We start from the raw sequence: 21019 nt of genomic DNA on the forward strand, positions 1-21019 counted from the left end.
GCCAGCGGAGCACCCGTCACCGAGTCCGTCTTCAGCACGCGAACCTCACCCGTGACCGCCGGAAGCAGCACATCGGGAGCCGTCACCTGCACACCCTCGGCCGCGTTCGCCGGGGTCAGCACCAACGGACCGAACACCGGATCGACCGGCAGCGCATACCCAGGAGGCGCGGCCGTCTCCTGCCAGTAGTAGGTACCGACCTCCACCGTCCGGCTGCACAGACCATCCACACCGGTGGTGCAAGCCGCACCCACCATCGTGTCCGGATTCACGCCATTGGTCTGGAGACCGGGAATCCCGTTGGTCTCCTCCCACAGCTGGAACACACCGCCCGCGAGCGGAAGACCCGTCACGGCATCGGTCTTCAGGACCCGGACCTCACCGGTCACCGGGGCCTGCGGCACGTCGGGAGCCGTCACCTGGACACCCTCGGCGGCGTTGGCCGCCGTCAGGACCAGTGGGCCGAACACCGGATCGGCCGGGAGCTGGTAGCCCGGCGGTGCGGCGGTCTCCCGCCAGTAGTAGGTGCCCGCCTCCACCGTGCGGCTGCAGAGGCCGTCCGCACCGGTGGTGCAGGTCCCGCCCTGCTGGGTGTCGGGGTTGATCCCGGTGGTCTGGAGACCGGGGATGCCGTTGGTCTCCTCCCACAGCTCGAACTCCGCACCGGCCAGCGGCGCACCCGTCACCGAGTCCGTCTTCAGGACCCGCACCTCGCCCGTCACCACGGCGGCGCAGTCGGGCAGGTCGCCGTTGAAGGGGTAGGCGTGGAACTCCTGGCCGCCGCCCCCGGTGGGCGAGCTGGTGTGGATGAGGCCGCCGGTGGTGAAGAAGCGGCCGTTGATGCCGGGCAGGGTGACGGTGGTCTGCGAGGACTGCTCACCGATCAGGAAACTGCCCTGGAACTGCCCGGTGCCGGCCAGGGTGACCGTGGTGGCGTCCGGGAAGTTCCACAGCAGGCGCTCGCGGTAGGCGTTCAGCGGGTCGGTGTCGGCGATGTCGCCGCTGAAGGTGTTGATGGTCCGGTTCTCGCCGGTCAGGTTGACCAGGATGGTGGCGCCGGCCGGGATGTTGGCGAAGGCGATGCCCTGCTGGGCGCCGCCCGGGCCGGTGAGGTCGAAGTCGACGTTGAAGACCTGCAGCGGCGACACGCCGTCACCGGTGAACAGCGTCTCGAAGCCCGCGTTCACCGCGATGCCGGTCGGGGTGCGGGGCACGCCGTTGACCCGGGCGTAGCACTCGGAGGCGTCGGAGAGCTGGTCGCGCAGTCCGGCGTAGGGCTGGACGGCGTTGGGGTCCTGGACGAGGGTGCCGGTCACGTTGCCGGTGACGGTGCCCGCGTGGCGGACGACCCCGCCCTCGGCCACCAGGGTCTGGCCGGCCGCGATGGTGATGTCACCGCCGGTGGTGAGGAAGTCGGCGCCGTCCGGCGGGGGGACCCGGGAGCCGACCCCGACGATGCCGATGTTGTAGATGGAGCTGACGCCGACGTCCTTCGACTGGTCGAAGTCATTGAGGACGACGACGCGGCCCTCGGCCTCGGCGGCGCGGCCGCGGACCAGGAAGTCGGAGCCGACGAAGATGTTGATCCCGTTGTCCCGTCCGGCGAACGGGCCGTTGTTGATCGGGGGGAAGGGGTCGGGACAGCTTCCGGGTACACAGGGCCCCAGGCCGCCGGGGAGGGTCGCGGCCTCCGCGGACACGGCGCCGGGGCCCAGCGCGAGAACGGGGACGAGGGCCGACACGATGGTGCACGGCAGTGCCAGGGCGGCGGCCTTCCGGCGGACGCGGGCGAACAGTCGGTTGATGCGAGCCATAGTCGTAGCGTCCGCCAGGCCGCCCGGACAAGGTCAGCGACGGGGCGCCCGGGTACGCTGAATGGTGCGCGCACCCACCCGCTCAGACCAACCGTCAGCTCGCGCGGCCGAACCCGGCGGTGCGTCAGACGGCGGAGCGGCGGGCCGCGGAGCGTCGGACGGAGGGGCGGCGGACGGAGGGGCTCAGGACGCCTCGTCCCAGGGGGAGGCCGCCCGGTTGCCGGTGCCGTCGCAGGTGCGGCAGATCTCGTCGCGGTAGGCGTGCTTGGCGCCGGTGGCGTCGACCCGGTAGCGGACGTAGACGCCGGTGCCGTCGCAGAGGAAGCAGTTGCCCCCGCCGCCGCCGACCTCGGTGGTGCCGGTGCCCTGGCAGGTCCGGCAGCTGAGGCCGGCGGTGCGGCCGGTGCCCGCGCAGATGCGGCAGACCGTGGTCATCGTCTTCCTCCCGGGCGAGAGACAGGCCCTGGGTCATGGTAGGCGCTGGCCGCCGGTTCCCGAACGGGCCCCTGCTCAGCCGGGCAGGCCCTCGCTGACGCGGCGGGAGACGGAGATCTGCTGGAGGTCGAGCATCCCCGGCGGGTCGGCGAGGCCGGGGCCGCCGGCGTGCACCCATGCGGCGATCTCCTCGATCATGTCGTCGGCCAGCACCCAGCCCAGCCAGACCGGCCGGCCGCCGGCCGCGCGGCCCTCGCTGGACGGGCCGACCACGACGACGTTGGAGTGCGCGCAGGTGTCCAGGCACTTCACGGCGCGGACCCGGCCCGCGTCGCCGACCGCGGTGCGCAGCCGCTCGTACTGGCCGGCGTGGTCGACGCCGGGGTGCTTCTCCCGGGTGCCGCAGCAGCAGCCCCGGCAGACGGTGACGGTGACCGGGGACGCCGGGCCGCGCCCGCCGCCCTTCCCGCCGGCCCGTTCGCGTTCGCGACGGCTCATGCTCCCTCAGCCCTCCTCGTTCCCCAGGGCCCGCCGCCACGCCCGTTCGCGCAGCAGCCGCAGGCCGTTGAGGCCGACGATCACGGTGGAGCCCTCGTGCCCGGCGACGCCGAGCGGCAGGGGCAGCGTACCCGCCAGGTCCCAGACGACCAGGAGGGTGATGGCCGTCCCGGCGATCACCAGGTTCTGCACCACCAGCCGGCGGGCCCGCCGGGAGAGCGCGACCACGGCCGGGACGGCGGCCAGCTCGTCGCGGACCAGGACGGCGTCGGCGGTCTCCAGGGCGAGGTCGGAGCCGGCCCGGCCCATCGCCACGCCGGTGTGCGCGGCGGCCAGCGCGGGGGCGTCGTTGACGCCGTCGCCGACCATCAGCACCCGCCGGCCGGCGGCGGCGAGGCCCTGGACGGCGGCCGCCTTCTCGTGCGGCAGCAGTCCGCCCCGGACGTCGGTGAGGCCGACCTCGGCGGCCAGCCGGGCGGCGGCGCGCGGGTTGTCGCCGGTGAGCAGCACCGGCGGGCGGCCGGTGAGCGCGGTCAGGGCCCGGACGGCGCCGGGGGCCTGGGCGCGCGGGCGGTCGGCGAGGCCGAGCACGCCGGCCGGCTCGCCGTCGCGCAGCACCAGGACGGCGGTGCGGCCGTCCGCCTCCAGGGCGGTGACGGCGGGGTGGTCCCGGTAGGGGCCGGGGGCGCCGACGGCGACCACCGCACCGTCGACCACGGCCCGCACGCCGACGCCCGGGGTGGCGGTGAAGTCGGTGGCGGGCAGGACCGTGAGGCCGCGCTCGCGGGCGGCGGCGACCACGGCGCGGGCCAGCGGGTGCTCGCTGGGGTGCTCGGCGGCGGCGGCGAGCACCAGCAGTTCGTCGGCCCCGGTGCCGTCGAGCGGGCGCACCTCGGTGACCCGGGGGGTGCCCTCGGTGAGGGTGCCGGTCTTGTCGAGGGCGACGGCGTCGGCCTGCCCGAGGCGTTCCATCACCACCGCCGACTTGACCAGGACGCCGTGCCGGCCGGCGTTGGCGATCGCGGAGAGCAGCGGCGGCATGGTGGCGAGCACGACGGCGCAGGGCGAGGCGACGATCATGAACGTCATGGCGCGCAGCAGGGCGTCGGCGGTGTCGGCGCCGAGGGCGAGCGGGACGGCGAACAGCAGCAGGGTGGCGGCCACCAGGACGGCGGCGTAGCGCTGCTCGATCCTCTCGACGAAGAGCTGGGTGGGCGCCTTGGTCTCGGAGGCCTCCTCGACCATGGCGACGATCCGGGCGATCACGGTGTCGGCGGGGTCGCGCTCGACGCGCACCCGCAGCGCGCCGGCACCGTTGAGGGTGCCCGCGTAGACCTGGTCACCGGGGCGCTTGGCGGCGGGCAGCGGTTCGCCGGTGATGGTGGCCTGGTCGACGTCGCTCGCGCCGGCCAGGACGCGGCCGTCGGCGCCGATCCGCTCACCGGGGCGGACCAGCACGGTGTCGCCGACGGCGAGCGCGGCGGTGGGCACGGTCTCCTCGGTCTCCACGGTCTCCACGCTTTCCCCGGTCCCGCCGGTCCCCGCCGGACCTGTACCGGCGCGCAGCCGGGTGGCGGTGGCGGGTGCGAGGTCGAGCAGCCCGCGCACGGAGTCGGCGGTGCGGGCGGTGGCCAGGGCCTCCAGGGCGCCGCTGGTCGCGAAGATGACGATCAGCAGCGCGCCGTCCAGCAGTTGGCCGATGGCGGCGGCGCCGAGGGCGGCGACGACCATCAGCAGGTCGACGTCCAGGGTCCGCTCGCGCAGCGCGCGCAGTCCGGCGAGGGCGGGCTCCCAGCCGCCGGCGGCGTACGCGACGGCGTACAGGGTGCCGGACGCCCAGCCGGGGGCGCCGCAGAGCTGGAGGGCGAGCGCGGCCAGGAAGGCGGCCAGGCTGCCGGCCGCCCAGCGGGCCTCGGGCAGCGCGAGCACCCGGGTGCGGCGGGGTCGCGTCGGTGGGACCGGCGGGGCGGGGACGGTCGGCCGGGTGAGCGTGGTGGCGGACATGGGCGCCACCTTACAGGAATACATGAACACACCTTCATGTGTTCATATGACCTGCCATCGCCCTCCCTCACCCGGTCGGCGCCCCCGTAGGATTCCCCCATGGGACACGCAGCCGCCGAGAACGCCGTGCCGCGGATGCGCCTGGACGCGTCCAACGCCGCCAAGGTGGCGAGCACGCTCCAGGCCCTCGCCACCCCCTCCCGGCTGCTGATCCTCGCCCAGCTCCGCGAAGGGCCGCGGGCCGCCACCGAACTCGCCGACGCCGTCGGCATGGAGCAGTCCGCCTGCTCCCACCAGCTGCGCCTGCTGCGCAACCTCGGCCTGGTGGTCGGCGAGCGCCGCGGCCGCTCGGTCGTCTACTCGCTGCACGACGACCACGTCGCCGCCCTGCTCGACCAGGCGGTCTACCACGTCGACCACCTCCGCCTCGGCATCACCGACGACGGAAGGGCGAACTCCACGCCGACGAACGGCGGTTGACCGCCGCGACGGTGGGCGGGGAGCGCGCCGACGAGTAGCGTGCGGGCCGTGAACCTCCTCGCGCTCACGATCGGGACGGTCTTCGGCGGCAGCGCCTGCTACACCGGGTCGCGCGCCTCGATGACCTACCGGATCCGCCGCCGCGGAACGCGCCTCCGCGCCCGGGTGATCGACGTCCGGAGCAGTCGCGCCGGCGACGGCGACGGCGTCGAGGACGACGTCCGGGTGCGTTTCGAGGTCCCCGGCGGCCCCGCGGTGGAGGCGTCCGCCGCGGTCTCGCTGCGCGGCCCGACGGGGCTCGAACCGGGCGACGAGGTCGAGATCGCCCACCTCCCGCGCTACCCGGGGAAGATGGTCCTCCTCGGCCGCCACGCCGCGACCGGCGTCCCGGCGGCGGCCTACGCGTCCGTCCTGTTCGCGCCGGCGACCGCCTTCTTCCTCTTCATGGGCCTCACCCTCCGCTGAGCCCTCAGGCCGTGGCAGTGGCGGCCGCGCGGCCGGCGGCGCGGCCGGAGAAGAGGCAGCCGCCGAGGAAGGTGCCCTCCAGCGAGCGGTAGCCGTGGACGCCCCCGCCGCCGAAACCGGAGGCCTCGCCGGCGGCGTAGAGACCGTCCAGCACGGAGCCGTCGGGGCGCAGCACCCGGGCGGCGAGGTCGGTGTGCAGGCCACCGAGCGACTTGCGGGTGAGCACGGACAGCCGGACGGCGATCAGCGGGGCGGCGTCCGGGTCGAGAATGCGGTGCGGCGCGGCGATCCGGGCCGGCCGGTCGCCGAGGTAGCGGCGGGCGCCGCGGACGGCCGTCACCTGGAGGTCCTTGCCGAAGGGGTTGGCGAGCTGGCGGTCCCGGGCCTCGACGACCCGACGCAGCTCGGCGGCGTCGATCATGCGGGCCCCCGCCCTGGCGTTTATCGCGCGGGCGAGGTCGTACAGGGTGCTCGCGACGACGAAGTCCGACCCGTGGTCGAGGTAGGCGCGGACCGGGCCGGGGACACCGGGCAGGGCGCGCCGCAGCACGCCGCGCAGCGAGCGACCGGTGAGGTCGGGGTTCTGCGCGGATCCGGAGAGGAGGAACTCCTTTTCGACGATCCGCCGATTGAGCACGAACCAGCTGTGGTCGTACCCGGTGGTGCGGAGGTGCTCCAGGGTGCCGAGGGTGTCGAAGCCGGGGAACAGCGGGGCGGGCAGCCGGCGGCCGCGGGCGTCGAGCCAGAGCGGGGAGGGGCCGGGCAGGATGCGGACGCCGTGCCGGGCCCAGACCGGGTCCCGGGCGGCGATGCCCTCGGTGTAGTGCCACATCCGGTCACCGTTGATCAGCCCGGCCCCGGCCCCGGCGGCGACGCCGAGCATCAGCCCGTCGACGTGCGCGGGCACCCCGGAGAGCATCCGCCCGGGCGGGGCGCCGAGCCGGGCGGGCCAGGCCGCGCGGACCAGGTCGTGGTTGCCGCCGATCCCGCCGGAGGCGACGATCACGGCCTGCGCGCGCAGCTCGAAGCGGCCGGCCACCTCGCGGGAGCTCGCCTCGCCGCGGGCCGCGCCGCTCGGCACCAGCACCTCGCCCGCCACCGTGTCGAGGGCGCCCGCGCTGGACGCCAGGCCGGTCACCCGGTGCCGGAAGCGCAGGTCGACCAGCCCGGCGGCGGCGGCCGCGCGGACCCTGCGGACGAAGGGTTCGAGCAGGCCGGGGCCGGTGCCCCAGACGAGGTGGAAGCGCGGGACGGAATTGCCGGGGCCGTCGGCGAGCGGCCCGCCGCGCTCGGCCCAGCCGACCACCGGGAAGAACCGCACGCCGAGCGAGCGCAGCCAGGCCCGCTTCTCCCCCGCGGCGAAGTCGACGTAGGCCTCGGCCCAGCGGCGCGGCCAGGCGTCCTCGGGCCGGTCGAAGCCGGCGGAGCCGAGCCAGTCCTGCCAGGCGAGGGCGCGCGAGTCGCGGATCCGCAGCCGGCGCTGCTCGGGCGAGTCGACCAGGAACAGGCCGCCGAGGGACCAGTGCGCCTGACCGCCCAGCGAGGCCGCGGGTTCCTGGTCGAGCAGGATCACCCGCCGCCCCGCGTCAGCGAGTTCGGCGGTTGCGGTGAGGCCGGCGAGTCCGGCTCCGATGACGATCACATCGGCGTCCAGGGCCATGCGGGCAGCTCCTCCGGGCCGAGGGCGAACGGTCGCGCGCATTCCGCTCCACCGCGTTTCGGAAATGTCTTCGATACACCGTGGAGCGAAATTCGGAATTCCCTCCGCGGCGGCTGGTGAAACATTCCGACGGATTCTCGGAAATGTGCGCGCGCGGCATGGACGACGGCGAAACCTGCCAGTAACTTACCTGTCGGTAGTAGCTGTGGCCCGGCTGTCCCTCCCCCACCCGTTTCTCTCCCCCAGGAGGAACCGTGCTCCGCCGTGCCCGCAATTCCCTGCTGCTCACGTCCGCCGCGCTCGGCGCCGCCCTGGCGATGACCGCCACCGGCGCGCAGGCCGCGACCCCCGCACCGCACCGCTATGTGGCCCTCGGCGACTCCTACGCGTCCGGCGCCGGCGTCCCGGGCCAGTCGGCGGGCCTCTGCCTGCGCTCCGACCGCAACTACGGCCACCTGGTCGCCGCCGCCCTGAACGCCGCCGCCTACCGCGACGTCACCTGCGCCGCCGCCAAGGTGAAGTCGGTCACCGAGGCCCAGTACGACCTCTTCCTGAAGGTCAACGACCCGCAGATCGACGCGGTGACCGCGGACACCGACCTCATCACCCTCGGGATCGGCGGCAACGACCTCGGCGACAGCGACATCGGGATCGGCGACGTCATCGCCACCTGCATCGCGGGCGCGGTGGTCAACCCGCTCGGCACCCCGTGCACCGACGTCTACCACCACGGCTACTGGGACTGGTCCAGCTGGTCCTGGCGCTATGGCGACGACGACCTCGCCGACCGGATCGACGCCACCGGGCCCCGGCTCGCCGACACCGTGCGCAAGCTGCGCGCCAAGGCCCCGAACGCCCGGATCCTGCTGGTCGGCTACCCCTCGGTGCTGCCCGCCGACGGCGCCTCCTGCGTACTGCGCCAGCCGCTCGCCCCGGGCGACGTCCCGTACCTGCACGGCGTGCTCGGCCGGCTGAACACGATGTTGAAGTCCACCGCCGCCACGGTCGGCGCCACCTACGTGGACACCGCCGGCCCGACCCGCGGGCACGACGTCTGCTCGGACGACCGCTGGATCGAGGGCGCGCTGCCCGGCTCCCCGGCCGTCCCCTTCCATCCGAACGCCACCGGCGAGCGGGTGATGGCGGACGCCGTCCTGGCCGCCCTGCGGTAGCCCGTGAAGCCCCGAGGGGGCGGTGACCGGACCCGGTCACCGCCCCCTCGGCCATACCGTCAGCGGCCTCACGGCTTGATGCGGACCACCTGCGGGTCGTGGTCGCTCGCCTGCTGGGCGAACTCGGCGTTGATGTGCACCACGTCGTACTTGGCGTACCCGACCTCCGGGCTGACCAGGATGTGGTCCAGCACCTGCGAATTGCCCTGGTAGACGTACGAGTACTGCTCCTTCTCCGGCAGCTCGTTCACCAGGTCGCGCAGCACGCCGTCCTTGGTGAGCGCGGCCAGCGCGGGCGAGAACTGGTAGTCGTTGAAGTCACCGACCGAGACCACCTTGGCCTCCTTGTCGGCAGCCAGCAGCTTGGCGACGAAGGCCTGCTCGACGGTGGCCTGGGCGATCCGCTGGACCTCGGAGGAGCGGGTCGGGGCCTGGAAGCGGCTGTCGATGCCCTGGTCGCCGCCCTTGCTGTTGAAGTGGTTGGCGATGACGAAGACCTTCTTGCCGCGGAAGGAGAACTGGCCGACCAGCGGCTTGCGGCTGTTGGCCCACGCCGCGTCGGCGGGGGCGATCCGGCCGGGCGAGGCGGTCAGCGACGCGGCGGCGCCGGTGCCGGCCACGTCCACCGCGGTGGTGGCGGTGCCGCCGGGGATGTCGGTGAAGGAGACCCGCTCCGGGTTGAACAGGAAGACCTGGCGGATGTTGCCGCCGGGCTCGCCGCCGTCCTTGCCGTCCTGCGGGTCGACCGAGCGCCAGTCGTACGCCGGGCCGCCGGCCGCCTTGATCGCGGCGATGAACGTGGCGACGGTCTGGCTCGCGTCCACCGTGCCGTCGCTCTTGGCGCCGTTGTTGTCCTGGATCTCCTCCAGGGCGACGATGTCGGGCGAGCGCAGGTGGGTGACGACACCGGCGGCCAGCTCGGCGAACTTGGCGTCCGGGTTGGTGGCGGCCAGGTTCTCCACGTTGTACGTGGCGATCGTCAGTTCGCGCTCGCCGGCCTGGGCGGTGACCTCGCGCTGCAGGTGGTTGTCCTGGAGCGCGCCGAGGGCGCCGGCGACCAGGGTGTAGCCGCCGAACTGGTTGTAGTCCAGCGGGCCGCTGGTGGTGCCGGTCAGCACGTCGCCGACGTTGGCGACCGGGAAGGGCCGCTCGGAGACCAGCGCCTGCTGCTGGACCATCAGGCGGCCGACGTTCGGCTCGGCGTAGGACTCGTAGAGCAGGCCGCCGCGCTTGCTCTTCTGGTCCTGCTTGTCGGCGGCGACCCACAGCTCGTTGTACTTGTCGGTGGCCTGGACGACCCGCACGTCGCGGACCTCGACCAGCATGCCCTCCAGCGACTCGTAGAAGTCGAGGGTGTACTTCTCCGGGTCCAGGGTGACGCCGTTGACGGTGCCGTCGGCGCCGGCCGCCGGGGTGTAGGTGCCGGGGATGTTGCGGGTGTCGACGACCACCGGGGCCGGCAGCGGGTTGCCGGAGGAGACCACGGTGACGGCCGGGTTGCTCAGCTGGGTCAGCGACTGCGAGCCGCCGTTGAAGTTCGGGTAGTACTCGGCCACCTTGCCGGTGACCAGCACCGCGTCGCCGGCCTTGACGGTCGGGGTGGCGGAGCCGGTGTAGACGAACAGGCCCTCGCTGGTGGCCGGGTCGGCGTCCGGGTCCGGGTCCTGGATCCAGAAGCCCTTGGAGCCGTAGGCGCGCACGCCGGTGACGACGCCGGGCACGCCCGCGACGGTCTTGCCGGTGCGCTCCGACAGCCGGGTGCGGCCCTGGATGTCGTGGATCCGGACGGTGCCCGGCTCGGTCGGGCCGGTCGGGGTGGAGCCCTCGGCGACCTCGCCGCGGCTGTTGGTCGGCGACGGGGCGCCGGCCGCGAGGTCGGCCGCGTTGTCGTCGGTGTCCGGCAGACCGGCCTTGCGGGCCACCGAGGCCGTGTTGGAGGCGCCGGGCACCGAGGCCGAGCCCTCGTGGACCACGGCGGTGCCGAAGCCGACGAGGTCGCGCACCCGCGGGTCGGCGGCGCAGTCGGCGGCGGTCTTGCAGGTCAGCGGGTCGGTGCCGCGCACCAGTGCGACGGTGCCGCTGGTGCCGGAGAGCGCGAGCGAGCCGGCCGCGTCCGGGGTGGGCAGCTCGACGGTGCCCGCGGCGCCGGCCGACTCGGCCACCAGGTAGCGCCCGCCCGGGGCGATCGACCCGGTCAGCGGGGTGACGCCCCACTGGGAGTTGGGGCCGGGGGCCGCGGATATGTACTGGACGCTCCAGCCGTCCAGGCCGAAGGCGGCGCCGCCCTTGTTGGCCAGCTCGACGAAGTCGTTCTTCAGGGTGGCGCCCGAGTTGCCGCCACCGCCGTAGACCTCGGCGATCAGCGCGTCGGCGGAGGGCGCGGCCACGGCGGCCGGCAGCGGGGCCAGCACCAGGGAGGCGGCCAGACCGGCCGGGACGACCGCGGCGCGCAGCAGGGCGCGCCGGGAACGCGGACGGGGAGCAGTGGGGGTGGTCACCGGAACGGGACTCCTAGCTGTGGGTGAGGGTCGGTCGGCCGGGCGCACCGCGCGCACTGCCCCGCTACCCGCGTAGAAAGCCGTGCGGAAGCCGGGATCCGTCCCCCGCAGCGCCCAAAGATACGCGCGTAGAAAATGGCCGGACAAGAGTCCGGAAGTGAACTTCTCGATGACGTCGGGTGCGTAGGTCCGGTACGCCCGGCGGCCGTTACCCCGAAGCTGTGACGGCCACTACAGCCAGCCCCGCTGAGCCGCCTTCAGACCCGCCTCGAAGCGGCTCGCCGCGTCCAGACGGTCCATCAGCGCCGCCATCTGCCGCCGCACCGTGCGCACCGAGACGCCCAGCCGCTTGGCCGCCGCGTCGTCGGTCAGCCCGGTGGACAGCAGCCGCAGCAGTTCGCGCTCGCCGGGGCTCAGGCCGGTGGCGGCGTCCTCGGGGCGGGGGTCCCCGCCGAGCGGCAGGGCCGTCTCCCAGGTCTGCTCGAACAGCGCGACCAGCGAGGCGACGATCCCCGGCTCCTCGGTGCACAGCGCGCCGGCCCGGGTGTTCTCCGGGTCGATCGGCACCACGGCGGTGGTGCCGTCGAAGACCAGCATCCGCGGCGGCAGCACCGGGGCGGTGCGCACCCGGCCGCCGAGGCCCGTCATCCACTGCGTGTAGGCGAAGGTCTCCGGGTCGTTGCGGACGCTGTCCTGGTAGATGGTGCGCAGGATGACGCCCCGTCGCAGGGCGTCCTCGTCCAGCGGGCGGGAGGCGGCCAGGCTGGCCGCGGACTGCGCCCCGCCGGGCATCACGCCCAGGCATTCGGTGGTCAGCCGGGCGGTCAGCACCTCCAGCTTGGCCTGGATGGCATCGAGGCCGACCAGTCGCTCGCCGCCGTCCACCAGGGTCGCCGAGCGGAGCGTGGCGTACTCCGCGACGGCGCGCGCCACGGCGGCCTTGGAGACGGCCAACTCCTGTTGTCTACGGGCGAGTTCCTCCTCCTGGCGGCGCAGCAGCAGCTCCAGCCCGCGCTCCGGGCTGACCGGCCACAGCGCGCCCGGGCGCTCCCGGGAGGCCCGCAGCAGGGTCAGGTCGGCGAGGCGGTCGAGGGCGGCCCTGACTTCGGGTTCGGAGAGTTCCAGGCGTTCACAGAGTTCGGCCACTCCGCCTTCCGGGTCCGCGAGCATCTCGCGGTACACGGCTTCCGCGGTGGCGTCAAGACCCAGCAGTTCCAGCACGTCAACGACCCCTGATCGTCACAGCATCGCCTCAAGCGAATGAATATCCGTCCGGTCCGCCGACCCCAGATCCTTCCTCCGGCCGTCCCGCCCCCACAAGGCGTGATCCGGTCACCCGGGCAGAACCGGACCATCCGGTCTGTTCCGTGGACCGCGGCGGGCCGTCGGCGCCACCCCGGATCGCCGTCACCGGGTTGCAGCATGCTGCCTGGCCGGATGCTGCAACCCGAACTCCCTCCCGCGACGGACCCGGCGACGGAAGTATTCGGTCTGCGCGCACCGCACCACCCGCCCCACCGCTCACCACGCACCGCCGCTCGCTCCGATCACCGCCCTGAACCACGCCCTGAACCGCCGTGCACAGAACAGGAACCGCCGTGCCGAAGCCCGTCCGGCTGCTCGCCGTCACCGCCCTCGCACTCGCCCTCGCCACCGCCGCCGCCCCCGCCTTCTCCGCCCCGCAGGCCGCCCCGGCCGCCGTCACCCTCGCCGCGACCGCCCCCGCCACCGGCCCGGGCATCGGCTGGGACGGCCCCGGCATCGGCTGGGACGCCCCGGGCGCCCGGATCATCGGCTGGGACGCCCCGGCCGGCGGCCCCGGCATCGGCTGGGACTGACCGTTCGGTGTTCGCCGTCCATCTGACCCTCCTGGACGTCTCGACCGCGCCGACGGGCGAGGCCGGACCCGCCGACGTCCAGGACGCCCTGTGGGTGCGCGCGCTTCCGGGCGACGGCCTGGAACACGTGCGCGCCTGTGCCGTCCCGGGAGGCGTCGGCCTGGTGCTGTACGTCCGCGCGCCCGACCGGGAGGCGGCCGAGCTGAGGGCGCACGCCCTGCTCGACCGGGCGCTGGCGGAGGGCCCGACGCGCCGCTACGCGGTGGCGGCGCCACCGTAGGCCGCCGGCCCTCCGCCGGACACTTCCTGATCTTCCGTCCGGTTTTCGGACGGTTGCCTTCTCTCGCAAATTTGGCCGATTCATGCCTACGGCTTTGACCGGCCCGTTACTGACATGCGCATGCCCATAGGCAGGATCCCCCGCACCGGCCCGGTCCCCCCGGGCCGACGCGGCATGCCCGCGTGGGCCGGCGCGCGTCGCCGTCGAGAACGAACCCCTCTCCATCAAGACCGTCGAGGAGCTCCATGTCCCACCCGACCGGCACACCGCCCCGGCCCCGCGCCGGGGACACCGTGCCAGCCGCCCCCGCGTCACGCCGCAACGGCGTGCTGCGCAACACCGCGGTCGCGCTCGCCGTGGTGCTCGCCGCCGAGGCCGCCGTCGTCGCCCTGACCAGCGGCCAGTCCTTCGCCGTGAGCGCCGACAAGCCCGCCGCCCCCAAGAGCGCCCCGGCGCTCGGCGCCGCCGAGGCCGCGGACATCGCCACCGCCCACCTCAAGGCCCGGCTGGAGAACCGCCGGATCGAGGTGGTCGGCGAGCGCACCGAGTCCACCACCACCTGGATCAACCCGGACGGCACCACCACCCTGGACATGGCCACCGGCCCGGTCCGGTACAAGGACAAGTCCGGCAAGCTCCAGCCCATCGACGTGAGCCTGGCCCAGCAGCCCGACGGCTCGGTCAGGGCCAAGGGCCACCCGCTCGGCCTCTCGCTGGCCGGCGCCACCCCGGCCGCCGCCGCCTCCAAGTTCAAGGCGGCCGGCGCCCCGGCCGGCGACCAGCAGGCCCCGGCCGTCCCGCTGGTCTCGCTGGACAACGGCAACGGCACCGCCATGTCGCTGTCCTGGCGCGGCACCCTGCCCGCCCCCAAGGTGGAGGGCACCAAGGCCCGCTACGAGAACGCGCTCACCGCGACCGACCTGGTCATCGAGTCCACCCGGACCGGCTTCGAGCAGTTCCTGGAGCTCAAGAACCGCACCGCGGTCGGCGCCAACGGCACCGTCACGATGACCCTGGACGCGGCCGGTCTGCAGGCCCGCCACAACGCGGACAACTCGGTCTCCTTCCTCGACCCGAAGACCGGCGAGGAGAAGGGCCAGCTGCCCGCCCCGGTGATGTGGGACGCCCAGGTCGACGAGCGCAGCGGCGACCACACCCACACCGCCCCGGTCGCCCTGAAGGTCACCCAGAACGGCAACGCCGTCGACCTCACCCTCACCCCGGACGCGGCGTTCCTCAACGACCCGAAGACCCAGTACCCGGTCACCATCGACCCGGCGGTCAACATCGGCGTCGGCTTCGACACCTTCGTCCAGGAGGGCTACGGCACCGACGTCTCCTCCCAGACCGAGCTGAAGCTGGGCAACAACGGCTCCAGCCAGGTGGCGCGCTCCTTCCTGCAGTTCCCGATGGCCGCCATCAGCGGCAAGCAGGTCACCGCCGCCAAGCTCAACCTGTGGGAGTTCCACTCCTGGTCCTGCACCGCCAAGAGCTGGGAGGTCTGGGACACCGGCACGGCGACCACCGCCTCCCGCTGGACGGCCCAGCCCGGCTGGAACCGCAAGTGGGCCACCACCACCGCGACCAAGGGCTACTCCAGCTCCTGCGCCGCCGGCTGGACCAACACCGACATCACCGCGCTGGTGCAGGCCTGGGCCGGCAACGGCAACGCCAACAACACCCTGGGCATCCGGGCGACCGACGAGAACGACCCGTACGGCTGGAAGAAGTTCAACTCCGGCAACGCGGCCTCCAACACGCCCTACCTGTCGGTGACCTACAACACCGCGCCGGCCGTCTCCACCCTGGTCTCGCCGGCGAACGCCGCGCTGACCGGTGACTCCACGCCGACCCTGTCGGCCAAGGCGACCGACCCCGACGGCGGCAACATCGCGCTGGACTTCGAGGTCTGGACGTCCACCGGCACCGCCGCGCTGCAGTCCGGCCGCACCGCCATGGCCGCCTCCGGCTCCACCTTCACCTGGACCCCGGGCACCGCGCTGCCGGCCGGCGCCTACAAGTGGCGCTCCCGCTCCTGGGACGGCACCGCCAACAGCGCCTGGTCCGGCTTCCGCACCTTCACGGTGGACACCACCGCGCCGGCCACCACCGCCGTCTCCTCCGGCGACTTCCCGGCCGGCCAGTGGGCCGGCACCCCGGACGCCTCCGGCAACTTCACCGGCACCTTCACCTTCACCCCGCCGACCGGCGACGTGAAGGACATCCAGTACCGGCTGGACGGCGGCGCCTGGGTGACGGTCGCGACCACCGGCGCTCCGGTGACCGCGGCGCTCACCTTCAAGGGCGGCCAGCACACCGTCGCCGCGCACACCCGCGACGCGGCCGGCAACGTCTCCGCGGACACCAGCTACGTGTTCAACGCGGGCAAGGGCGCGGCCCTCACCTCGCCCGGCGCCGGCGAGCGCCCGGCCCGCCGCACCACGCTGGCCGCCGAGGGCCAGACCACCGCGACCGGCGTGCGCTACCAGTACCGCCGCGGTGAGACGGCCACCTGGACGGACATCCCGGTCGCCAACGTCACCACCGCCACCGGCGGCGCCGTCGCCGCCTGGCCGTTCGCGGTCACCGGCGGCAAGCCCGCGCCGCTGACCTGGAACATCACCGACACCCTGGCCACCGACGGCCCGGTCGACGTCCGCGCGGTCTTCACCGTCGGCACCGGCACCGACGCCTCGGAGCCCAACACCATCACCGTCGACCGCAACGGCGGCAACGCGCCGGACGCCGAGGTCGGCCCGGGCCGGGTCAACACCCTCACCGGTGACTTCACCCTCACCGCGACCGACGCCTCCGCCTTCGGCCTGAGCACCGGCCGCACCTTCTCCTCCCGGCACCCCGAGAACGGCGCCGCGCAGGAGGGCCAGGCGGCCATCTTCGGCCCGCAGTGGAGCGCCGGCACCATGGCCGAGCTCACCTCCTCGGACTGGGCGTACATCCGGCAGACCTCGGCCACCTCGGTGTCCATCGTCGACGCCACCGGCCACGAGACCGGCTTCACCGCCACCACCGGCGGCGGCTGGAAGCCCGAGCCCGGCGCGGAGACGCTCACCCTGACCGGCGCGCTCACCGGCACCTTCACGCTGAAGAGCACCAACGGCGCCACCACCACCTTCGCCAAGGTCGACCCGGCCGCCACCACCTGGCAGGTCAGCACCTCCTCGACGGCCACCGACAACTCCACCACCACCGTGGTCTCGGAGAAGGTCCTGGTCGGCGGGAAGACCCTGGCCCGCCCGAAGTTCGTCGTCGCGCCGACCACGGCCGTCGCCAACTCCACCTGCGCCGCCAACCCGGCCTCCAACGGCTGCCGGGTCCTGGAGTACGTCTACGCCGACGCCACCACCGCCACCACCGCCGCGCTCGGCGACGTGGCCGGCCAGGTGAAGCAGGTCCGGCTCTGGTCCAACCTGCCGGGCGCCACCGCGGCCACCCCGGTCGCCGTCGCCGAGTACCGCTACGACGACATGACCCGCCTGCGCGAGGAGTGGGATCCGCGGATCAGCCCCGCGCTGAAGACCGCGTACACCTACGACGCGGCCGGCCGGGTCATCACCCTGACCCCGCCCGGCGAGTTCGCCTGGACCCTCACCTACGGCAAGGCCGGCAACGCCGCCACCGCCGGCGAGGGCATGCTGCTGGCGGCCTCCCGGCCGTCCCTCCAGCAGGGCAGCACGGACGTGGTGAACGGCACCGCCGCCACCAACATGGTCTACGACGTGCCGCTCAGCGGCGCCAACGCCCCGTACAAGCTGGGCATCACGGACGTCGCCGCGTGGGGCCAGAGCAACGCGCCCACCGACGCCACCGCGATCTTCCCCGCCGACGCGCCGCCGGCCAGCCACGACGGCCGCCTGCTCGGCTCGGGCGACTTCGCCAAGGCGAACATCACCTACACCAACGCCTCCGGCCGTGAGGTCAACACCGCCTCCGCGGGCGGCGTCACCACCACCGAGTACGACGCCTTCGGCAACTCGGTGCGCAAGCTGAGCGCGGAGAACCGGGCGCTCGCCCTGTCCACCTCCGCCGAGGGCCTGGCCAAGCTGCGCGCGCTCGGCCTCGACAAGGCCGGCACCGCCGACCGCGCCCAGGCGCTGTCCACCCTGACCGTCTACTCGGCGGACGGCGAGCGGCAGACCGACGAGTTCGGCCCGCTGCACGTGGTCACCCTGGAGCACGACCTGGCCGCCTCCGGCACCAGCCCGGCCCGCCCGGCCGGCGACGAGGTCCCGGCCCGCACGCACACCGCGACCGTCTACGACGAGGGCCGTCCGGCCGACGCCGCGGTGAGCAACGAGCCCACCACGGCCACCATCGGCGCGCGCATCGACGGCTACCCCGCCGACGCGGACGCCCGCACCACCACCACCGCCTACGACTGGGCCAAGGGTCTGGCCACCCAGACCACCGAGGACCCGGCGGGCCTGAAGCTCACCAAGACCGTCGCCTACGACGCCCAGGGCCGGGCCGTGAAGACCTCCCTGCCCAAGTCGAATGGCACCGACATCGGCACCACCGTCACCACCTACTGGTCGGCCACCGGCACCGGTGCCTGCGCCGCCCGCCCGGAGTGGGCCGACCTGCCCTGCTCCACCGGCCCGGCCGCCGCGGCCACCGACGCCGGCAGCAACCCGGCCGAGATCCCGACCAGCACCACCGAGTACGACCGCTACGGCCGCCCGGCCGTGGTCCGGGAGACCGCCAACGGCGTCACCCGCACCACCACCACGACCACCGACGCGGCCGGCCGCGCCACCAAGGTCGCGGTGACCGGCGGCACCGGCACCGCGGTGCCGGACACCATCACCGCGTACGACGCCGCCACCGGCCGGACCGTCAGCACCTCCAACGGCACCGCCACCGTGAAGACGGCGTACGACAAGCTCGGCCGTGTCGTCGGCTACGACGACGGCGCCGGCAGCGTCACCACCACCGAGTACGACGTGGCCGACCGCCCGGTCAAGCACAGCGACTCGGCCCCGTCCACCACCACCCTGGCCTACGACGGCTACGGCCGGACCCAGTCGCTCACCGACTCGGTGGCGGGCACCATGACCGCCGAGTACGACTCCGAGGGCAAGCTCACCAAGCAGACCCTGCCCGGCGGCTACGTCCTCACCAACACCTACGACACCCAGGGCACCCTCACCGGCAAGGTCTACACCGCCGCCGACGGCACCGTCGTCCTGGCCGACAACGCCGACTTCACCGTCCACGGCCAGCAGGCCGGGCACGCGCTGACCGCCGGCGCCGGCACCGAGTCCGCCTTCGGCTACGACGCCACCGGGCGCCTCACCACGGCCACCGACAAGGCCCTGGACGGCTGCACCACCCGCGCCTACACCTTCGACAAGAACAGCAACCGGACCGCGCTGACCACCACCAAGGAGGACTGCGACCCGGCCACCGTCGACTCCACCAGCAGCACGGTGGGCTCGCAGTACGACTCGGCCGACCGGCTGAAGGGCGCCGTCTACGACGCCTTCGGCCGCACCACCACCCACCCCAAGGGCGCCCAGTTCGGCTACTACGCCAACGACCTGGTCCGCACCGAGACCTCGGGCACCCAGCGCAACACCTGGGCGCTGGACGCGGCCGGCCGCCTGGCCTCCCGCACCACCGAGACCCAGGCCGGCGACGGCACCTGGAGCACCACCGCCACCAGCCTGAACCACTACGGCTGCGCCTGCGACAGCCCCAGCTGGTCCAAGGCCGGCAACGGCGCGGTCGCCCGTAGCGTGACCGACCTCAGCGGCACTCTCGGCGCCATCACCGGCGCCACCGACGGCACCGTCCTGCAGCTCACCAACCTGCACGGTGACGTGGCCGTCCAGCTCCCGCTGGACCCGGCGCAGCAGCTGAGCGTGCGCGCCTTCGACGAGTACGGCGTCAGCCTCGGCGGCCCGGCCACCGGTTACGGCTGGGTCGGCGGCGAGCAGCGCGACTCCTCCACCGCCACCGGCGTGGTCCTGATGGGGTCGCGGCTGTACGACCCGAGCCTCGGCCGGTTCCTGCAGGCCGACCCGGTCCCGGGCGGCAACGCCAACGCCTACACCTACCCGGCCGACCCGGTGAACTCCTTCGACCTGGACGGGCGCTGGAGCTGGTCGAAGACCCGCTACTACTCCTGGGGCCGCCTCTGGGCGCACCTGGAGGCGCACATCGGCTGGCGCGGACTGAAGTACCTGGCGCAGCTCACCTTCTACTTCAACCGCGCGTACACCGGCAAGATCGGCCGCAACGCCCACTACGTCTACGGCCCGATCTGGGTCGGCGTGGGCCTGCTCGGCCCGGTCGGCGCGGGCTTCGCCCTCGCGGCGGGCGCCTACTCCGGCTACGTCCAGCACATGGCCTCGAAGGCGTACTACCACCACCGGTGCCTGGCGATCGCCATCGGCGCGGCCGGCTGGAACTCGCTGCCCTTCCCGGGCGTGCGGTCCTGGACGACCAGCTGCTGATCCGGCCACCCGGCCGGGGCACCCCGCACTGAGACACCGCAGGACAAGGAGGCCCGCCCGACCACCAGGTCGGGCGGGCCTCCCGCGTCGTTCCCCGGCGCTACTCGCCCTTGTCGGCGGCCGCGGCGGTGAGCCCCGCCGACCACTTCTCCTCGACGTTGCCGAACTTCCAGTAGGCGATCGCCGCCGCCCAGGTGAGCACGAAGAGGCCGACGATGGCGTAGCCGACCAGGTCGAGGTTCAGCTCGCCGATCCAGGCGACCGGCCCGCTGGTGACGTCCAGCTTCTCGCCGAGGAGCCCGATCAGCTCGATCGAGCCGATGACCAGGGCGACCAGGACGGAGAGGCCGGTGACGGTCAGGTTGTAGTAGATCTTGCGGACCGGCTTGGAGAACGCCCACTCGTAGGCGAAGTTCATGAACGAGCCGTCGATGGTGTCCAGCAGGCTCATGCCGGCGGCGAACAGGATCGGCAGCACCAGCAGCGCGTACCAGGGCAGCTGGAACGCCGCCGCGCCGCCGGCCAGCACCAGCAGCGACACCTCGGTGGCGGTGTCGAAACCCAGGCCGAACAGCAGGCCGACCGGGTACATGTGCCAGGGCTTGGTGACGGCCTTGGTCACCCGGCCGAGGATGCGGTTCATGAAGCCGCGCTTCTCCAGCTGCGCCTCCAGCTCGGCCTCGTCGAACTCGCCCTCGCGCATCCGGCGGAACACCTTGAGGATGCCGTTGAACGCGCCCAGGTTGATCAGGCCGAGGGCGAGCAGGAAGGTGCCGGAGACGGTGACGCCGATCAGGCCGGTCGTCTCGTGGAGGGTGGAGTCGTCGGACTCGATCTGCCCGGCCAGCGAGCGGATGCCGAAGGCGAGCAGCGCGCAGAGGCCGAAGACGATGGACGAGTGGCCCAGCGAGAACCAGAAGCCGACCGACAGCGGCCGCTTGCCCTGGCCCATCAGCTTGCGGGTGGTGTTGTCGATGGCGGCGATGTGGTCGGCGTCGAAGGCGTGGCGCATGCCGAGGGTGTACGCGGTGAGACCCATGCCGGCGCCGAAGACCTGGCCGCCGACGTCGTAGTGCTCGGGCGCGACGAGCGCGAGCAGGGTGAACCAGCCGATCACGTGCAGGGCGAGGATGAAGCCGCCCATACCTGCGAGGCGGATCCACTCCTCACGGGTGAGGCGGTCGCGCCAGCGGGGGCCGGTCATCGGGGGGTCCTTTCATGAGGCCGTCGGGGCTCCGGGAGGCCGTTCCGGCCCTCGGAGCTGGGCCATCTTTCCTTCTTGTCGCAATTAGTTGCAAGTCATGCGCAATTACAAACTGGTCACCGGGTGGCGGACGAACGGGAGGATGATGGGAGTACCGGCCTCACCTCCCGCGCGCTCGCCCTCGGGAGGTACCGC

The 21019-nt window shown here is 73.6% G+C and carries 14 protein-coding genes; 6 read left to right on the top strand and 8 right to left on the bottom strand.

The features are described 5' to 3' along the window. The 4 genes from ABTX81_RS17485 to ABTX81_RS17500 all read right to left on the bottom strand — a co-directional run. Nucleotides 1-1814: choice-of-anchor A family protein (locus tag ABTX81_RS17485; RefSeq protein WP_350546067.1), on the bottom strand; the 1814-nt coding region annotated here is incomplete at its 3' end. 183 nt (nucleotides 1815-1997) lie between these two features. Beyond that, entirely contained in the window at nucleotides 1998-2249 is a 252-nt protein-coding gene (locus ABTX81_RS17490; protein ID WP_030302164.1) for a hypothetical protein, read from the bottom strand. Between the two features lie 75 nt (nucleotides 2250-2324). Further along, complete coding sequence (locus ABTX81_RS17495) at nucleotides 2325-2747, bottom strand: (2Fe-2S) ferredoxin domain-containing protein (RefSeq protein WP_350546070.1); 423 nt, start codon at nucleotides 2745-2747, stop codon at nucleotides 2325-2327. A gap of 6 nt (nucleotides 2748-2753) precedes the next feature. After that, on the bottom strand, nucleotides 2754-4751 hold the full coding sequence (locus ABTX81_RS17500) for a heavy metal translocating P-type ATPase (RefSeq protein ID WP_350546072.1): 1998 nt from the start codon (nucleotides 4749-4751) through the stop codon (nucleotides 2754-2756). A gap of 99 nt (nucleotides 4752-4850) precedes the next feature. On the opposite strand from ABTX81_RS17500, the gene ABTX81_RS17505 reads away from it, so the two are divergent. Both ABTX81_RS17505 and ABTX81_RS17510 read left to right on the top strand, forming a co-directional pair. Then, nucleotides 4851-5231, top strand: coding sequence for an ArsR/SmtB family transcription factor (locus ABTX81_RS17505; RefSeq protein WP_350546074.1), 381 nt, complete (start codon nucleotides 4851-4853; stop codon nucleotides 5229-5231). A gap of 48 nt (nucleotides 5232-5279) precedes the next feature. Further along, entirely contained in the window at nucleotides 5280-5696 is a 417-nt protein-coding gene (locus ABTX81_RS17510; protein ID WP_350546077.1) for a DUF3592 domain-containing protein, read from the top strand. A 4-nt stretch (nucleotides 5697-5700) separates the two neighbouring features. On the opposite strand, the gene ABTX81_RS17515 is transcribed toward ABTX81_RS17510, so the two are convergent. Next, a complete protein-coding gene (locus ABTX81_RS17515; RefSeq protein ID WP_350546079.1) occupies nucleotides 5701-7356 on the bottom strand; it encodes an FAD-binding dehydrogenase in 1656 nt (551 codons plus the stop codon). A 254-nt stretch (nucleotides 7357-7610) separates the two neighbouring features. Here ABTX81_RS17515 and ABTX81_RS17520 point away from each other — a divergent pair, with 254 nt between their 5' ends. After that, nucleotides 7611-8528 (top strand): SGNH/GDSL hydrolase family protein, encoded by a 918-nt coding sequence (locus tag ABTX81_RS17520; RefSeq protein ID WP_350546083.1) that lies wholly within the window; start codon nucleotides 7611-7613, stop codon nucleotides 8526-8528. Nucleotides 8529-8596: 68 nt separating this feature from the next. Here ABTX81_RS17520 and ABTX81_RS17525 read toward each other — a convergent pair whose 3' ends face one another. Next, nucleotides 8597-11026 (bottom strand): DUF8508 domain-containing protein, encoded by a 2430-nt coding sequence (locus ABTX81_RS17525; RefSeq protein ID WP_350546086.1) that lies wholly within the window; start codon nucleotides 11024-11026, stop codon nucleotides 8597-8599. Between the two features lie 231 nt (nucleotides 11027-11257). Next, on the bottom strand, nucleotides 11258-12247 hold the full coding sequence (locus tag ABTX81_RS17530) for a helix-turn-helix transcriptional regulator (protein WP_350546091.1): 990 nt from the start codon (nucleotides 12245-12247) through the stop codon (nucleotides 11258-11260). 377 nt (nucleotides 12248-12624) lie between these two features. On the opposite strand from ABTX81_RS17530, the gene ABTX81_RS17535 reads away from it, so the two are divergent. From ABTX81_RS17535 to ABTX81_RS17545, 3 genes are all read left to right on the top strand, one after another. Further along, nucleotides 12625-12864 (top strand): hypothetical protein, encoded by a 240-nt coding sequence (locus tag ABTX81_RS17535; protein WP_350546094.1) that lies wholly within the window; start codon nucleotides 12625-12627, stop codon nucleotides 12862-12864. 7 nt (nucleotides 12865-12871) lie between these two features. Beyond that, the gene (locus ABTX81_RS17540; protein ID WP_350546097.1) at nucleotides 12872-13144 is read left to right on the top strand and encodes a hypothetical protein; all 273 of its coding nucleotides are present in this window, start codon (nucleotides 12872-12874) and stop codon (nucleotides 13142-13144) included. A gap of 245 nt (nucleotides 13145-13389) precedes the next feature. Beyond that, a complete protein-coding gene (locus ABTX81_RS17545) occupies nucleotides 13390-19620 on the top strand; it encodes a DNRLRE domain-containing protein (protein ID WP_350546100.1) in 6231 nt (2076 codons plus the stop codon). A 100-nt stretch (nucleotides 19621-19720) separates the two neighbouring features. Here the strand turns inward: ABTX81_RS17545 and nicT are convergent, their stop codons facing one another. Then, nucleotides 19721-20824: a Nickel transporter NicT gene (nicT, locus tag ABTX81_RS17550; protein ID WP_350546104.1), complete on the bottom strand. Its 1104-nt coding sequence runs from the start codon at nucleotides 20822-20824 to the stop codon at nucleotides 19721-19723. Nucleotides 20825-21019: the final 195 nt, after the last annotated feature.

This window comes from Kitasatospora sp. NPDC097605 (genome assembly GCF_040302725.1).
Taxonomy (GTDB): Bacteria; Actinomycetota; Actinomycetes; order Streptomycetales; family Streptomycetaceae; genus Kitasatospora.

Coding starts and splice junctions, on each gene's coding strand:
- ABTX81_RS17490 (WP_030302164.1), bottom strand. CDS start 2,249: ATGACCACGGTCTGCCGCATCTGCGCGGGCACCGGCCGCACCGCCGGC.
- ABTX81_RS17495 (WP_350546070.1), bottom strand. CDS start 2,747: ATGAGCCGTCGCGAACGCGAACGGGCCGGCGGGAAGGGCGGCGGGCGC.
- ABTX81_RS17500 (WP_350546072.1), bottom strand. CDS start 4,751: ATGTCCGCCACCACGCTCACCCGGCCGACCGTCCCCGCCCCGCCGGTC.
- ABTX81_RS17505 (WP_350546074.1), top strand. CDS start 4,851: ATGGGACACGCAGCCGCCGAGAACGCCGTGCCGCGGATGCGCCTGGAC.
- ABTX81_RS17515 (WP_350546079.1), bottom strand. CDS start 7,356: ATGGCCCTGGACGCCGATGTGATCGTCATCGGAGCCGGACTCGCCGGC.
- ABTX81_RS17545 (WP_350546100.1), top strand. CDS start 13,390: ATGTCCCACCCGACCGGCACACCGCCCCGGCCCCGCGCCGGGGACACC.
- nicT (WP_350546104.1), bottom strand. CDS start 20,824: ATGACCGGCCCCCGCTGGCGCGACCGCCTCACCCGTGAGGAGTGGATC.